Source organism: Pseudophaeobacter profundi (genome assembly GCF_029697505.1).
Taxonomy (GTDB): domain Bacteria; phylum Pseudomonadota; class Alphaproteobacteria; order Rhodobacterales; family Rhodobacteraceae; genus Pseudophaeobacter; species Pseudophaeobacter profundi.
Genome location: NZ_JARJEF010000004.1, coordinates 298,641 through 314,805 on the forward strand (window position 1 = coordinate 298,641; position 16,165 = coordinate 314,805).

Annotated in this window: 13 protein-coding genes; 6 read left to right on the top strand and 7 right to left on the bottom strand. The window is 60.8% G+C overall.

The annotated features are described in order from the left end of the window. Positions 1–85 precede the first annotated feature (85 nt). Both betB and betC read right to left on the bottom strand, forming a co-directional pair. Complete coding sequence (gene betB / locus P2081_RS09430) at positions 86–1,543, bottom strand: betaine-aldehyde dehydrogenase (RefSeq protein ID WP_278922619.1); 1,458 nt, start codon at positions 1,541–1,543, stop codon at positions 86–88. Between the two features lie 62 nt (positions 1,544–1,605). Beyond that, the gene (gene betC, locus P2081_RS09435; RefSeq protein WP_278922620.1) at positions 1,606–3,114 is read right to left on the bottom strand and encodes a choline-sulfatase; all 1,509 of its coding nucleotides are present in this window, start codon (positions 3,112–3,114) and stop codon (positions 1,606–1,608) included. Between the two features lie 286 nt (positions 3,115–3,400). Here betC and betI point away from each other — a divergent pair, with 286 nt between their 5' ends. Then, on the top strand, positions 3,401–3,976 hold the full coding sequence (betI, locus tag P2081_RS09440; protein WP_278922621.1) for a choline-binding transcriptional repressor BetI: 576 nt from the start codon (positions 3,401–3,403) through the stop codon (positions 3,974–3,976). An 83-nt stretch (positions 3,977–4,059) separates the two neighbouring features. Here the strand turns inward: betI and P2081_RS09445 are convergent, their stop codons facing one another. Both P2081_RS09445 and P2081_RS09450 read right to left on the bottom strand, forming a co-directional pair. Beyond that, entirely contained in the window at positions 4,060–4,980 is a 921-nt protein-coding gene (locus P2081_RS09445) for a DMT family transporter (protein WP_278922622.1), read from the bottom strand. A 113-nt stretch (positions 4,981–5,093) separates the two neighbouring features. Beyond that, the gene (locus P2081_RS09450) at positions 5,094–5,699 is read right to left on the bottom strand and encodes a LysE/ArgO family amino acid transporter (protein WP_278922677.1); all 606 of its coding nucleotides are present in this window, start codon (positions 5,697–5,699) and stop codon (positions 5,094–5,096) included. 171 nt (positions 5,700–5,870) lie between these two features. On the opposite strand from P2081_RS09450, the gene P2081_RS09455 reads away from it, so the two are divergent. The 3 genes from P2081_RS09455 to P2081_RS09465 are packed head-to-tail and all read left to right on the top strand — an operon-like array spanning position 5,871 to position 8,378. Then, positions 5,871–6,764 carry a LysR family transcriptional regulator ArgP gene (locus tag P2081_RS09455; protein WP_278922623.1) on the top strand — a complete coding sequence of 298 codons (894 nt, stop codon included), beginning with the start codon at positions 5,871–5,873 and terminating at the stop codon, positions 6,762–6,764. Positions 6,765–6,804: 40 nt separating this feature from the next. After that, the gene (locus P2081_RS09460; RefSeq protein ID WP_278922624.1) at positions 6,805–7,497 is read left to right on the top strand and encodes a nitroreductase family protein; all 693 of its coding nucleotides are present in this window, start codon (positions 6,805–6,807) and stop codon (positions 7,495–7,497) included. Positions 7,498–7,529: 32 nt separating this feature from the next. Further along, entirely contained in the window at positions 7,530–8,378 is an 849-nt protein-coding gene (locus tag P2081_RS09465) for a COG3904 family protein (RefSeq protein ID WP_278922625.1), read from the top strand. Between the two features lie 69 nt (positions 8,379–8,447). Here P2081_RS09465 and P2081_RS09470 read toward each other — a convergent pair whose 3' ends face one another. Then, the gene (locus tag P2081_RS09470) at positions 8,448–9,188 is read right to left on the bottom strand and encodes a YebC/PmpR family DNA-binding transcriptional regulator (protein ID WP_278922626.1); all 741 of its coding nucleotides are present in this window, start codon (positions 9,186–9,188) and stop codon (positions 8,448–8,450) included. A 204-nt stretch (positions 9,189–9,392) separates the two neighbouring features. Here P2081_RS09470 and P2081_RS09475 point away from each other — a divergent pair, with 204 nt between their 5' ends. Both P2081_RS09475 and P2081_RS09480 read left to right on the top strand, forming a co-directional pair. Beyond that, complete coding sequence (locus tag P2081_RS09475) at positions 9,393–11,168, top strand: SLC13 family permease (protein ID WP_278922627.1); 1,776 nt, start codon at positions 9,393–9,395, stop codon at positions 11,166–11,168. Positions 11,169–11,283: 115 nt separating this feature from the next. Then, a complete protein-coding gene (locus tag P2081_RS09480) occupies positions 11,284–12,954 on the top strand; it encodes an FAD-binding dehydrogenase (protein WP_278922628.1) in 1,671 nt (556 codons plus the stop codon). A 273-nt stretch (positions 12,955–13,227) separates the two neighbouring features. Here P2081_RS09480 and P2081_RS09485 read toward each other — a convergent pair whose 3' ends face one another. Further along, the gene (locus P2081_RS09485; RefSeq protein WP_278922629.1) at positions 13,228–15,024 is read right to left on the bottom strand and encodes an SLC13 family permease; all 1,797 of its coding nucleotides are present in this window, start codon (positions 15,022–15,024) and stop codon (positions 13,228–13,230) included. A gap of 214 nt (positions 15,025–15,238) precedes the next feature. Continuing rightward, positions 15,239–16,057: a TIGR00282 family metallophosphoesterase gene (locus tag P2081_RS09490; RefSeq protein WP_278922630.1), complete on the bottom strand. Its 819-nt coding sequence runs from the start codon at positions 16,055–16,057 to the stop codon at positions 15,239–15,241. Between the last annotated feature and the right edge of the window lie 108 nt (positions 16,058–16,165).

The window sequence follows — 16,165 nt, forward strand, 5'->3', positions numbered from 1 at the left end:
CGCCTTCAGCGGATTTCTCAGCACCCCTTGCGCCCTGCCCTTTTGGGCAACGGGGCGGGTGGGTGGGCGTTGCCCAAAAGGGCAATCAGAACGCCGCTTCGACATCGCCCATGCGCACATAGACCGATTTCACCTGGCTAAAGTGCTTCAAGGCCTCTTTGGAGTTTTCGCGCCCCACACCCGAGGCCTTGACGCCGCCAAAGGGGGCCTCGACCGGTGCGTCATTGTAAGAATTGATAAAGCAGCTGCCGGCCTCAAGCTGGCCGATCACCCGATGCGCCCGCGCGAAATCTTTGGTGAAGACCCCCGCCGACAGGCCAAATTCGGTGGCATTGGCCCGTGCCACAACCTCATCTTCGCTATCGAACTCCAGCACCGACATGACAGGGCCAAAGATCTCTTCACGCGCAATGGTCATTTCATCCGTCACATCGGCAAAAACCGTGGGCTGCAGATACCAGCCCGGCATGTCGCAGCGCGCCCCGCCACAGATCAGGCGGGCGCCCTCGGACTTGCCCTTTTCAATATAGCCCAGCACGATATTCATCTGCGCCTCATTGACCATGGGGCCAAAGCTTGTCGCCTCATCCAGCGGATCGCCAATCACCGCAGCACCAACGCGTTCGGCCAGACGGGCAAGGAATTTTTCCTTGATGCCCTTTTGCACAAAGACCCGGGTACCATTGGAACAGACCTGCCCCGAGGAGTAGAAATTGCCATTGATGGCACCACCAACGGCATTGTCGATATCGGCGTCATCAAAGATGATCAGAGGGGATTTTCCGCCCAGTTCCATGGTGACATGCTTCATCCCCGCCGCCGCTGCCGCATAGACCTTTTTGCCAGTCGGCGCCGATCCGGTCAGCGAGACCTTGTTGACCCGCGGGTCGGTCACCAGTGCCGCCCCGACATCGCCCAGGCCCTGCACCACATTGAACACCCCGGCAGGCAGCCCCGCCTCGTGCAGGATCTCGGCAACTTGCAAGGCACAAAGCGGTGTTGCCTCGGAAGGTTTGAACACCATGGTATTGCCACAGGCCAGGGCCGGCGCGCCCTTCCAGCAGGCGATCTGCGTCGGATAGTTCCAGGCACCAATCCCCACACAAAGCCCCAAGGCTTCGCGGATGGTATAAACCCAGTCTTCGCCCAATTGGATATGTTCACCGGTCAGGCTGGCCGCCAAGCCGCCAAAATATTCCAGCGCATCGGCACCCGAGGTGGCATCCGCCACCAGGGTTTCCTGCAGCGGTTTGCCGGTATCATAGGTTTCCAACACCGACAGATCATGATTGCGGTCCCGCATGATATCGGCCGCCCGGCGCAGGATGCGGCCGCGTTCCATACCCGTCATGGCCGCCCATGCCTGTTGCGCGGCCTTGCCGCTGGCCAGTGCCTGTTCGACAATCGCAGGTGTCGCTGCATGTACACTGGCGATCTGTTCACCTGTTGCGGCGTAGATCACCGGAATGGCGGTGCCGGATGTGTCTTCGACATAGGCGCCATTGATGAAATGGCTGGCTTTGGGTTGAGCGGGATGAGTCATGATTTTATGCCTCCGGCGGGGATATTTGGGGCCAAATGAACTGGCGGGATGCGGAATTGAGGTTATTCGCCCCGGGGAAAGCGTTTGCTTTCCTCAAGGGTGTTGAGGTCCATGTGGTTGCGCATGTAGCGCTCTGAGGCCTGTTGCAGCGGCTGGTAGTCCCAGGGGTAGTAACCGCCCTGGCGCAGTGCCTCGTAGACCACCCAGCGTCGCGCCTGGCTGGCGCGGACATCGGCATCGAACCGCGCCAGATCCCAACGGGCTTCGGATTTGGCGCGCAGGGTTTGCAGGGTGTCGGCATGGGTGGGATCAGCGGCCAGGTTGGTCAGCTCATGCGGGTCGGCCTCCAGGTCGAACAGCTGGTCGGGATCCAGGGCACAGCGGCTGTATTTCCATTTGCCATCGCGCAGCGAGACCAGCGGCGCATAGGAGGCCTCGGCGGCATATTCCATCGCAACCGGGCTGGCGCGGTCTCCGCCGCGCGCCAGTGGCATCAGATCTTCGCCATCGGTCCAGGGGGCGATCTCTGCCATCGGCAGCCCCGCCAGCGCCCCGAGGGTGGGGGTCACGTCCAGCGTTGAGACGGGCGTTTCAATCAGCCCGGCGGGCAGATCTGGAGAAGAAATCATCAGGGGCACCCGCGCCGAACCTTCAAAGAAGCTCATCTTGAACCAGAGGCCGCGCTCACCCAGCATGTCGCCGTGGTCAGAGACAAAGAAAATCGTTGCCTCCTGCCGGGTGTCTTCCAGCACCTGCAGGATCGCACCGATCTTATCGTCAAGATACGAGATATTGGCAAAATAGGCGCGACGGGAGCGTTTGATATTTTCTTCGGTAATGTCAAAGCTGCGCCAGTCATTGGCATCAAAGATCCGCTGAGCATGGGGATCGTGATCGTCGTAGTCCATTGCCGGAACCTGTGGCAGCAGGTGTTCGCAGTCCTCGTAGAGATCCCAGTATTTCTTCCGCGCGACATAGGGATCATGCGGATGGGTAAAACTGACCGTCAGCGCCCAGGGGCGATCCTCCAGCCCGCGCGACAGTTCATAAAGTTTCGTGGTGGCATTATAAGCCACCTCATCATCGTATTCCATCTGGTTCGAGGTCTCGGCAATACCGGCCCCGGTGACCGAGCCCATGTTGTGATACCACCAGTCAATGCGTTCGCCGGGTTTGCGATAGTCCGGCGTCCAGCCAAAGTCGGCCGGGTAGATATCGGTGGTCAGGCGGTCTTCAAATCCATGCAACTGATCAGGGCCGACAAAGTGCATTTTGCCCGACAGGCAGGTGTAGTACCCGGCGCGACGCAGGTGATGCGCATAGGTGGGTATGTCACTGCGGAACTCTGCCGCATTGTCATAGACCCCTGTCCGGGACGGCAACTGGCCCGACATAAAGCTGGCCCGCCCGGGCGCACAGAGCGGTGATCCGGTATAGGCATTTGCAAACCGCGCCGAACGCGCCGCCAGTTTCTTCAGATTGGGCGCATGCAGCCAGTCCGCCGGGCCATCTGGAAACAGCGTTCCGTTCAGCTGATCAACCATAATAACCAGAATATTTGGCTTGCTCATCGACCTGTAGCCCCTCGTGTTTTGGCGGTGAAGCCAGTTGATTTTGTCCATAGGGCGCCGCCAGGCCATATGACCCGGTTTGATCGGCGCTGACGCGATGGCGCCCCTGCCCCAGCCAGCCCCGCCATGCGGTCTGCGCCCGGGGTGATTTGCCATGGCAGAACACCCATTCGGAGGCCTAGCATAGAAAACCGATTGCAGAAATGCTTTTTTAAATCACCATTCAAGATTCTTTACCTATAGATCAACTATTGAAACCTCCAGCCAAGTAACGCAAAACTCTACTATGGGAAGAAAACGCATCAGAGATATTCGCAACGAAGAACTGATCGAAGCCACAATTGTGGCGGTGCATAAACGCGGCTATTCTGTTGTTACGATGGCGGAAATCGCGCGGGAGGCCGGAGCCTCTGCAGCCTCGATCAACTATTACTTCGGCTCCAAGGAAGGCCTGATGGAGGCGACGATGCGGCACCTGTTGCGCAAGTTGCGCCATGCCATGATCGAAGGCTACAGCAAGGCACGCACCCCGAAAGAGCGCCTATACGCGGTGACAGATGCCAATTTTTCAGATCAGCTCTTTACTGTGCCCCAGTGCAGCCTCTGGATGCAGTTCTGGGCCAATGCCCCCTATGCGCCGCGCCTATCCCGGCTGCATCGAATCAACCGTACCCGCGTGCGCAGCCATGTGCGGGCCGAATTGACCAATCTGCTGCCTCTGGAACGGGTGGAAACAGCCCGCAGTGCCCTGCAATGCTATATGGATGGGGTCTGGCTGGAGGCGGCGCAATCTGAGCGCAAGGTCCAGCCCGACGCCGCCCGACGCGCCGCCCATCAGGTGGTGGATCTGATCCTGTCCTAACCGCCCCGCCTGGCCCAGACAGCAACGCTGGGCAGACCTCCCCTTTTCAACAGACTGAAGCGTCGCGCAAGATCGGCGCCGCCTTACACCTTGGTCGCGGCTGCCGGGGGCGTGATCGAGCGCCGCTTTAGCACCGCTTCGCGCCAGGTGATAAAGCTGATGGCTGCCAGGATCAGACCACCGCCCAGCACGACCCAGATATCCACCGGCTCGGCGAAGACCAGCGCGCCAAGCAATGTCGCCCAGATAAGCTGCAGGAAGGTCACCGGTTGCGTCACCGTCACCGGCGCCGATGCAAAAGCCAGCGTCATGGTGAAATGCCCCGCCGTGGCAAAGCACGCCACCGCAAACAGGATCGCCAGTTCCTGCAGATTGGGCGTCACCCAGACTGCTGCGGCAAAGGGGGCAAGCCCCAGCGTGACCCAGCCCGACAGCATCGCAACGACAACCACCGGGCTGCTCCCATCCACGGTGAACTTTGCCAATAGGTAAGAGGCGCCAAAAGCAAAGGCGGTGAACAACATGGCAATATGCCCCGGAGAGATCTCGCGGAAGCCCGGCCGCAGAATGATCACCGCGCCAACCAGTGCCGCAATCACCGCCAGAATGCGCCGCATCGCCAGCTTCTCACCCAGAAACATCGCCGCCCCCAGGGTCACATAGATCGGAGAGAGGTAATTCATCGCCGTCACCTCGGCCAGCGGGATCTGTGTCATCGCATAGAACCACAGGATCACCCCGCCGGCATGCACCATGCCGCGGCTGGCGAACAGCAGCCAGAGTTTCGGCGTCACCCGCGCGCGGCGCAGGCTTGATGCCATCGGGATCAGGAATACCAGCCCCAGAAGGTAGCGCAGAAAGGCCGATTCCGCCGGCGGGATCCGATCTCCGAGATATTTGACCAATGCCGTCACCGCGACAAAGCAAAGGCCGGTCATAAACATCCAGAACACCCCGACAAGGGGGTTGGTGCTGGGCTGGGTGATATCTGCTTGGCTGCTCATACCGACAACACAACACCCAAACGACAGGAGGCACAACCCTTTCACATGTCAAATACCTCATTTGATATGTGTTTCCAAAGCGGATGCTGCCCGCCGCGACGTTCAGCTGGGGGTCACATCAAGATCAGCTTGGCGGCGATCGCCCACATGGTCAGCCCAACCAGCCCATCCAGTACCTGCCAGGCACGCGGCCGGGCAAACACCGGGGCCAAAAGACTGGCACCATAGCCGAGACTGAAGAAAAAGACGAAACTGGCCAGAACAGCGCCAAGGCCAAAGGTTGCCGGATCGGGGTATTGCGCCGAAATCGCCCCTAGCAGGACAACCGTATCCAGGTAGACATGCGGGTTCAGCCAGGTCAGCGCAAGCACCGTCATCAATACCGGCAGCAGCGGCTGCGGTGGCTGGGCCGTACCGGCGGCCTGCAAACTCGCGCCGCCCTGCCAGGCAGACAGCAGGCTACGCCCACCGTACCAGATCAGAAACCCGCCGCCACCAAAGCGCATGAGCGGTTCAAACCAGGGCATCATCTCGGCCAGCCTGCCAAAGCCAAGCACCCCGGCAGTGATCAACAGGGCATCTGATCCGGCACAGGCCAGGCAGATCCAGAACAGATGCTGACGCCGTAGTCCCTGGCGCAGCACAAAGGCATTCTGCGCGCCAATCGCCAGGATCAGACTGAAGCCAAGGCCAAAGCCCGCCAGCAGATTGGGCGGAATGCCAGTCAGGGCGATCACCTGCGCATACATCTGCGCGGTCACTGAAGCAGTCATCGGAATTGGGATTGGCATCGGCCTGTCTTTCTCTCTCGCTGCGGTCTCAGCGCTTTGACTAGCCCGAGCACGAAGCGTAGCATAGTTAAATATGATAACGCGAAGTAAGAGTTGCTAATGAAGTTTGACCCCAACCACCTCTCTGCTCTGGCCGCTGTCATCCGGCTTGGATCCTTTGACAGCGCCGCGCAGAGCCTGGGCCTGACCCCTTCGGCGGTTTCGCAACGTATCAAGGCCCTGGAAGAGCGCGTGGGCGGGGCCCTGATCAAACGCGGTCTGCCCTGTACCGGCACCAAGGCGGGGCGGCGCCTGGCCAAACACGCCGAAGATGTCGCGGTGCTAGAGGGCCAGGTCTCGCGGGCGCTGGCGCTGGACCCCAGCCCCGAGGCACCGCCGCTTTTGCGCATTGCCGTCAACGCCGACAGCCTGGCCACCTGGTTCATTGCAGCCATGGTTGCCACACCGGATCTGTTGTTTGACCTGGTCATCGACGATCAGGACCACAGCGCAGATTGGCTGAAACGTGGCGAAGTCTCTGCCGCCATCACCGCCCATGCCCTGCCCGTACCTGGCTGCAATGCGCAACCGCTTGGGGCGATGCGCTATCAGGCCATGGCCAGCCCCGCCTATATGGCGAAATGGTTTGCAGGCCGCCCAACGGCCCAGGCACTGGCCCGGGCCCCCTGCCTGACCTATAATCCAAAAGACGCGCTTCAGCAGCGCTGGATACAGCTGCATTTTGGCGAAACCATCACGCCGCCAGCGCATTTCATCCCGTCGGCCCAGGGCTTTGCCGATGCCGCCCAGGCGGGTCTGGGCTGGGGCATGATCCCGGTTGCCCAGGTTGCACCCGCCCTGAAATCCGGTGCGCTGGTGCCGCTGCTACCCGATAGCGCCATGGATGTTGCGCTGAACTGGCAGGTAAGCCGGGCCATGGCCTCTGCGCTGGCCCCCTTGACACGGGCGGTGCTAAGCTCCGCCAGACACCATCTGTCCCCGCCAGCCCGCTAGGGGGCCTATCCGTCGCTGATCGCTATTCAGGAGCCACGAAATGTTCGCAAAATCCGCCCTCACCTATGCCCCTGTGCCGCTGCCCCATCGTGCGGCCTACAGCGATGCAGAGATGCTTACAAAGGCCAGAGAATATCTGGCGCATATGCAACAACGCCATACCGTGCGTGATTTCACCTCTCAGCCTGTCGCGCGCGAGGTGATAGAGCTCTGCATCCAAACCGCTGGCTCGGCCCCCTCGGGGGCCAATCACCAGCCCTGGCATTTCGTCGCCATTGCCAACCCGGCGCTGAAGCAACAGATCCGCGAAGAAGCCGAAGAAGAAGAACGCCGGTTTTACGCCGGCGGCGGCGGTGACGAATGGATCAAGGCGCTGGAACCCATCGGCACCACAGCCGACAAGCCGCATCTGACCACTGCGCCCTGGCTCATCGTGGTCTTTGCCCAGCGTTGGGGCGAATTTGAAGATGGCAGCCGCTATAAAAACTACTACGTGCCCGAAAGCGTCAATATCGCCACCGGGTTCTTGTTGGCGGCGCTGCACGAGGCTGGGCTGTGCAGCCTCACCCATACGCCCAACCCGATGAAATTCCTCAATGCGGCCCTTGGTCGGCCAGCGTCGGAGAAGCCCACCATGATCATCGCGGTCGGCCATCCCAGCGCCGATGCCAAAGTGCCGGGCGTTGCCAAGATGAAAAAGCCCCTTGCTGAAATCTCGACGATCCTGGAATGAGGCAGCCGCAGTGATGCCCAGGGCCGTTCCAGATGCAGACTGAACCGCGTAGCCTTGGGGCGAGCATTTGCTGGCATATCCTGTTGCCACGCGGGGCCGCGCTGCTGTTCTGGGCCTGTGCCAATCAGATGCTGCAAATGCCCGCGGCCCTGACCTGGGGGCTGATCACGGCGGATGCACTGTTTCTTATCTGGACAATAAGGTCCCATCTGCATGCAGCGGATAGCCATATGCGTGGCTCGGGTGCCATGGCGCTGATATGGGGCGGCTATCTGATTTTGCTGTTTAGTATGCTGGCCAGCCTGTTGCTTTGGTGGCAGGCGCTGCTGATTTCCTACCGCCCCGCTGCGGGGCCGGGCTACGCCGACATACGCGCCCAGCAGCACGCAGCGCGCTACAGTCTTGCCCTGTCAAGCGATGGCACTGCCATTGTCTTTGATGGAGAGATCACCTTTGGCCTGACCAAGGCACTCAAAGCCCTGATGCTGCGCCACCCCGAGGTGCGCCGCATAGGTCTTTCTAGTCCCGGCGGCCATATCTATGAGGCCCGCGGCGTTGCCAAGCTGGTTCAAGCACAGGAGGTTTCGACCCAGGCGCTGGGGCTGTGCGCCTCGGCCTGCACCCTGATCTTTGCCGCTGGAACCCAGCGTGTGCTTGCCCCGCAGGCGCAGCTTGGCTTTCACGGCTATTCGTTGGATGTCTTTGGCGGCCTGCCACAAATCGACCTGACGGCCGAGCAGGAGAAAGACAGGCGTTTCCTGATCTCGCAGGGCATCAGCGATGACTTTATCAATCAGGTTTATGCCACGGCGCCAACCGAGCTCTGGCGGCCCAGCCCGGATGTCTTGCGCAGGGCGGGCGTGCTGACAACGCCCCGCTAAACCGCGCAGCAAAAAGCCCCCGAGGGTTTCGGGGGCTTTGGGCTATTTCAACCTATTGGCAGGTGCAGCTCAGAGCTGCTCCATCACTTCATCAGAGGCTTCAAAATTGGTGGTGACGCGCTGCACGTCGTCGTCGTCTTCCAGCGCATCCACCAGCTTCATCAGCTTTTGCATGCCTTCCAGGTCCAGTTCGGTGGTGGTGGTGGGTTTCCACACCAGTTTGGTGCTGTCGGATTCGCCCAGCTCTGCCTCCAGCGCGTTGGAAACGTCGTTCAGATCACTGTCGGCGCAGTAGATGATATGGCCATCCTCGGACGATTCGACATCCTCGGCGCCAGCCTCGATGGCGGCCATCATCACGGTGTCGGCGTCGCCAACAGAAGCCGGATAGGTCACCTCGCCCTTACGGTCGAACATGAAGCCAACCGATCCGGTTTCACCCAGGTTACCGCCGTTCTTGGAAAAGGTCGAACGCACAGTGGAGGCGGTGCGGTTCTTGTTGTCGGTCATGGTTTCGACAATAACGGCGACGCCGCTGGGGCCATAGCCCTCGTAGCGGATTTCATCATAGTTTTCGGCGTCACCGCCGATGGCCTTTTTGATCGCCCGGTCAATCACATCCTTAGGCACCGACTGGCTTTTGGCTTCTTTCACCGCGAGACGCAGGCGGGGGTTCTTGTCAGCGTCAGGGTCGCCCATCTTGGCGGCCACGGTGATCTCCTTGGCCAGTTTGGAAAACAGTTTCGACCGCGCTGCGTCCTGACGACCCTTGCGATGCTGGATGTTTGCCCATTTTGAATGGCCTGCCATGGTAGATCCTTTGTCTCGTGCGTTCTTGAGTTGGCGCTCATATAGCCTGTGGCGGGGGCAGCTTTCAAGCTCTGCTGACAACAGGCCCTTTCCAGGTGCCCCACCTCCCCGCAAGACCTGCCCCGTTACCAGACCCGCCACGCAGAAACAGCGTTTCCCTGCAAGCCGCCTTGCCCCCAAGCCCGCAGCCGCTAGAGTGGCGGTATGACATTTGACCAAATCGCCTTGTTCGCCATATTCGCCGCCGTCTTCGGCCTGTTCCTCTGGGGGCGCTTTCGCTACGATATTGTTGCCTTTTTTGCGCTGATGGTTGCAGTGGTGCTGGGGCTTGTACCCACCGCCGAGGCCTTTTCCGGCTTTGGCCACCCGGCCACACTGGTGGTGGCGCTGGTGCTGATTGTTTCTGCCGGATTGGTGCGTTCGGGTGCTGTGTTCCTGATCACCCGCACGCTGGTGGACAGTTCACGCAGTCTTGGTGGCCATATCGGCCTGATGGGGGGCGTCGCCGCCGTACTGTCGGCCTTTATGAACAATGTGGCCGCCCTGGCCCTGCTGATGCCGGTCGATATCCAGACCGCCCGCAAGGCCGGACGCGCCCCGGGGCTAAGCCTGATGCCGCTGTCCTTTGCCACCATCCTGGGCGGCATGGCAACGCTGATCGGCACCCCGCCCAACATCATCATCGCCTCGATCCGGCAAGAGTCGCTCGGCGAACCCTTCGGCATGTTTGACTTTGCCCCGGTTGGTGGCATCGTTGCCCTGGTCGGGCTGGCGTTTGTGGCACTGGTCGGCTGGCGGCTGATCCCGCAGCGGCACGAGGCCGCCGGCAACTCCGAGGCGCAGCTAGCTGATTACATTGCCGAACTGACCATACCGGATGACTCTGCTTTGATCGGCAAGCGGCTTGGCACCCTGGACAAGGACGCCGAACAGGCTGATGTCGCCATTCTGGGGCTGATCCGGAACAGCAAACGCCACTATGGGCGCGCCGCCGGGGCGGTGCTGCAAGCGGGCGATACCCTGGTACTGGAGGCCCGCCCTGATGCGCTGGATGAATTCCGCACCACATTGTCGCTGCATTTTTCAGATAGTGCCCGCCAGGAAACATTGACCGCAGCGGGCGATGGCCTGGAGCTGGTCGAAGTGGTGGTGCCGGAAGGCGCCCGTATCGATGGACGCTCGGCCCAGTCTCTGGGCTTGGCCTGGCGGCAAAACGCCGTCCTCTTGGGGCTGGCCCGGCAGGGGCGACGCCTCACAAAACACATCCGCCAGACAGAGATCGAGGCCGGCGACATTCTGCTGCTGCTCTGCCCGCGGGAACGCGGCAGCGATGTGACGGAATGGCTGGGCTGTCTGCCACTGGCAGAGCGCGGCCTGGCGGTCACCGCCAATGACAAGACCTGGGCAGCGATTGGCCTGTTTGGCCTGGCGGTGCTTGCAGCCTCTGCCGGGGTGATCTACCTGCCGATCGCGTTGGGGCTGGTGGTTGTGTCTTATGTCCTGATCAAGGTGCTGCCGGTGGCAGAGATCTACGACCATGTGGAATGGCCAGTCGTGGTTTTGCTGGGCTCCATGATCCCGTTGGGCGCCGCATTGGATGCCTCGGGCGGAACACAGCTGATCGCCAATGGGCTGATCGGGTTAACTGAAGGCCTGCCCTCTTGGATGGTGCTGACGGTGCTGATGGTGGTGACCATGACGCTGTCCGATGTGCTGAACAACACCGCCACCGCCATTGTTGCAGCGCCGGTGGGCATTCAAATGGCCACGACACTTGGGGTCTCGCCCGATCCGTTCTTGATGGCCGTGGCCGTGGCGGCCTCGGCGGCCTTCCTGACCCCGATTGGCCACAAGAACAATACCTTGGTTCTGGGGCCCGGCGGCTATCGCTTTGGCGACTACTGGCGCATGGGGCTGCCGCTTGAGGTGCTGGTGATTGCAATTTCCATCCCCTCGATCCTGGTGTTCTGGCCACTCTGATCCGGCCTGCGCCCCGCCTGGAGTGGCCCAAGGCTCCGCCAGGGAAGGTGGCGAAACATTTGCCCAGCCCCGGCGCTGCGCTTAGGCTGATTGCAACCATAACCGGGAGGTGCAGATGGCGGGTGCAACAGACAACGCGGCAGATGTGATCATCGTCGGGGCTGGCATTGCCGGGCTGGCCGCGGCCTGCGACCTGGGTGATCGCGGCAAGCGGGTGATCCTGCTAGAGCAAGAGCCCGCGCAATTTCTGGGTGGCCAGGCACATTGGAGCCTGGGCGGGTTGTTCATGATCGACACGCCAGAACAACGCCGCATGGGGATCCGGGATAGCCATGATCTGGCCCGGCGCGACTGGATGGGCAGCGCCCAGTTTGACCGCGCCGAAGACGACTGGCCCCGGCAATGGGCCCGTGCCTATCTTGACTTTGCCGCCAGCGAAATGCGTCCCTGGCTGCACCAGATGGGCATGCGCTGGTTTCCGGTTGTCGGTTGGGCCGAACGTGGCGGCGGCAGCGCTCAGGGCCATGGCAATTCGGTGCCGCGGTTTCATGTCACCTGGGGCACCGGCCCCGGCGTGGTTGCGCCCTTTGCCACGCGTCTTGCGGCACATGTCGACGCCGGGCGGATCTCGACCTGGTTTCGCCATCAGGTCAGCCATATCATTGTGCAATGCGGCGAAGTCAAAGGCGTCTCGGGTGAGGTGCTGGCCGCCGATACAGCTGCCCAGGGCGTGCGTACCAACCGCGAGGAAATCGGCGAATTTGAAGCCTATGCGCCCTCGGTCATCGTGGCCTCGGGGGGGATTGGCGGCAATCTGGATCTGGTGCGCAAGAACTGGCCGCGCGAACGCCTGGGCCCACCCCCCAAGAACATGGTGGCCGGGGTGCCTTTTCATGTGGACGGGCGGATGATCCCAATTGCCGAAGCCGCCGGTGGCCATGTGATCAACGGCGATCGCATGTGGCACTACACCGAAGGGCTGCGCAACTGGGATCCGATCTGGCCAAACCACGGCATTCGCATTCTGCCGGGGCCGTCAGCCATGTGGTTTGATGCCCGTGGCGACCGCCTGCCCCCACCCTGCCTGCCAGGGTTCAACACCCTGGAAACCCTGAAAGAAATCCTGAAAACCGGCCATGATTACAGCTGGTTCATCCTTAGCCAAAAGATCATTGAGAAGGAATTCGCTCTGTCCGGGTCGGAACAAAACCCGGACCTCACCTCTGGTAAATGGCGCGAGGTCATCCGCGCGCGCCTGCTTGCGCGCGGGCAGGCCCCGGCCCCGGTTGAGGCCTTCAAGAAACATGGCGAAGATTTTGTGGTGGCCGATGATCTGGCCGATCTGGTGGCGGGCATGAACCGGATTGCAGATCTGCCACTGGACGAGACCCACCTGCGCCGCCAGATCGAAGCACGCGATGCTCAGGTCGACAACCCCTTTGCAAAGGACGCCCAGGTGATTGCGATGAATGCAGCCCGCAACTATCGCGGCGATCGGTTGATCCGCACCGCTAAGCCTCATCGCATCCTGGATCGCCAAAATGGCCCGCTGATTGCCGTACGGCTCAACATTCTGACACGCAAAACTCTGGGTGGATTGCAGACCAATCTGGACAGCCAGATGGTGGGGGCAGATGGCAGCCCAGTGCCGGGCCTTTTCGCAATCGGAGAGGCCGCCGGCTTTGGCGGTGGTGGCTATCACGGTTACAATGCCTTGGAAGGGACCTTCCTGGGCGGCTGCCTCTTTTCCGGGCGCCAGGCGGGCCGGTCCAGGCTCATCGCCTGAACCACGATATCAAACGCCCGGCACAATACCCCGTCAAAGACAGGAGTCAGCCGGGACTATTGGCCTGTCTCCACGTCAGGAGAGCACCAGAGACATCAGTGCAATACCTGATGCTGCGGTGAAAAGAAAAACTAGAAATCCATGTCTGAAACTCATCAAAATGTCCTCCATCGTCCTGCTTACCCTTATGATATAGGGTGGAACGTGAAGGTTTCATCAAGGGGCCCGCACCTTGGCGACATTCCGCCCGCATAGCCCGCCGCTCAACGTGGCCTATAGCGGCCAGAGAAAGGGAATAATTACCGAAGCCAGGAGCCCGACACTTAGGTTCAGCGGGATGCCGACGCGCAGGAAATCGGTGAACTTATACCCGCCCGGACCATAGACCAGCATATTTGTCTGATAGCCAATCGGCGTGGCAAAAGACGCCGACGCTGCCACCATCACGGCCACCACCAGTGGGCGCGGATCAACACCAATCGCCTGGGCCAGCCCCACCGCAATCGGCGTGACCACCACCGCCACCGCATTATTTGACACCAATTCGGTCAAGACCGAGGTCAGAAGATAAATAGCCCAGACCAGTACAAAGGGCGGCAAGCCAGTCAGCGCCGGGGCAATTGCTTCGGCAATCAGGCGAACCGCACCAGAGCTTTCCAGGGCGGCACCAATCGCCAGCATGGAAAAGATCAGCGCCAAAAGCTGGCCGTCAACAAAGGAAAAGGCCTCATCCGCATCAATACAGCGGGTGATCAACACCATGGCCACCACCACCACCGACAGCAGCAGAATGGGCGCAACCCCAAATGCCGCCAGAATCACGATGGACAAGAGACCAGCAATCGCCAGCGGCGCATGGCCACGCCGATAGGCCCGCTGGGTCGGCTGCGAGACATCCGCCATGTCCATATCCACCGCCAGTCGCTGAATATCCCCTGGCGTGCCTTCAAGCAGCAGGGTGTCGCCCACCCGCACCACCAGATCATCCAGCTGCACGCCGATGTTCTGGTTCCGACGATGCACCGCCAGCACATAGACGCCATAGCGCCGACGCAGGCGCATCGCCCCCAATGACCGCCCAACCAGGCGGCAACCCGGCGTGACCAGCACCTCGACGGTTTTGGTTTCCACCGCAGAAACCTGATCTACCCGCTTCAGCTCTTTGTTCGCCTGCAGGCTTAGCAGTTCGGTCATTTCGGTCCGCAAGACCACGCGATCCCCAACCTGCAATTCAACCCCTTTGAGATTGCGCCGCAGCGAGATATCGCCGCGCACCAGATCGATCAATCGCACACCCGGGCGCTTGAACAGCTGCACCCCGGTGACTTCACGGCCAATCAGGTTGCTTTCCGGCGGGATCACCGCCTCAGTGAAAAACTTCATCTTTGATCGATCGCTCAGCAGCATCGCCATGCTGTCACGATCCGGCAGCAGCCGGGGCGAGATATAACGCAGATAGATCATGCCCCAGATGACCAGCACGATCCCCAGTGGGGTGACCTCAAATATCGAGAACGGTGCCAGCCCCTGCGCCCGTGCAACCCCGTCCACAAGCAGGTTGGTCGAGGTACCAATCAAGGTCAGCGTGCCACCCAGGATCGCCGCATAGCTCAGCGGGATCAACATCTTGGAGGCGGAAATTCCCAGGGTGCGCGAGATCTGCACAAATACCGGGATCATCACCACGACAACCGGCGTATTTGACACCACGGCAGAGGCTGCGACCACAAAAACCATCAGCATGGCAATGGCGCGTTTCGGGTTCACCTCTGCCTGTTTGCGTGCCCTTGCGGTAAAGGCATCCAGCGCCCCGGTACGCACCAATGCCCCCATGATGATAAACATCGCCGCAATGGTCCAGGGGGCCGGGTTTGACAGCACGGAAACGGCACTGTCATAGGGAAGAACGCCGGTGATCAGCATCAACGAGACGCCGGCCATGGCGACCACCTCGGTTGGGTAGATTTCGCGCACAAATGCCACAAACATCAGCCCCACGATGATCAGGGCAAGCATCGCACTGCCGTTCTGAGACAGGCTGACGGTCTGGGAAAATTTGATCAGATCCATAGGTGTCGACAGTCCCAAATTTCTTTGGCGGGGTCTTGGCTTGCAGTATTTCCTTCAGCCGTGAACGCCTGCCAGCGCCAAGTTTCCCTCATCCTAAAAGATGGGGCAAGGGCTGCGACGGGCAGCAGCCCTTGTGCGGCGGAAAAAAGGGACGCGATATAGCAGGGCACGGGCTGAAAAAGAATTTCTTTCGCCCAGCACCCTACCGGCACGATCAGGCCTCTGGCCCGGCGGGCTGCAACAGGCCGCCATTGCGCACCATGTGGATTTCTTTTGTGGCACCGGTGCGATCATCGGTCACCACCAAGGCCCCAGACAGGGTGGCTTCGCCCTCGGCCGGGGTAAAGCGGCTCTTGGGCATGCCGGTCAGAAAACGGCGCATGGGTTCAGTTTTTTCCATGCCGATCACGGAATTATAATCGCCGCACATGCCCGCATCGGTCAGATAGCCCGTGCCATCGGACAGGATCTGCGCATCCCCCGTCGGCACATGGGTATGGGTGCCCACCACCAAGGAGGCGCGACCATTGCAGAAATGCCCCATGGCCATTTTTTCAGAGGTGGCTTCGCAGTGCATATCAACGATAACGGCCTGCGCCAGCCCGCCGCGCGGATGCGATTTCAGCACCGCCTCGACGGCGCCAAAAGGGTCATCAAAGGCGCGTTTCATGAAGACCTGGCCCAGCGCCTGTGTCACCAGAACCTTGCGGCCACCAGTGGCGTCAAACAGCCGATAGCCGCGCCCCGGCGCACCCTTGGCAAAGTTCAGAGGCCGGATTATACGCGGCTCTTTCTCGATGAACTGCAGCATGTCCTTTTGGTCAAAGGCATGATCGCCCAGCGTCAGGCAATCGGCCCCTGCATCAAGCAACAGCTTTGCGTGATCGCCGCTCAGCCCCATGCCGTTAGACGCATTTTCGCCATTGACCACGACAAAGTCGAGCCGCCAGTCCTGACGCAGCCGCGGCAGGTTTTCGGTGATAGCACGGCGCCCGGCGCGGCCCATCACATCGCCTAGAAACAAAATTCGCATTTTTCTGTCCTAGGGCCTGCGCCCCGGCAGGACAAGGCCCCGGCACCGATCAGATGAATTTTTTCGCAACAGAGCCACAGTTGGCTGCTGCGGTTCCAATTTTGCGGA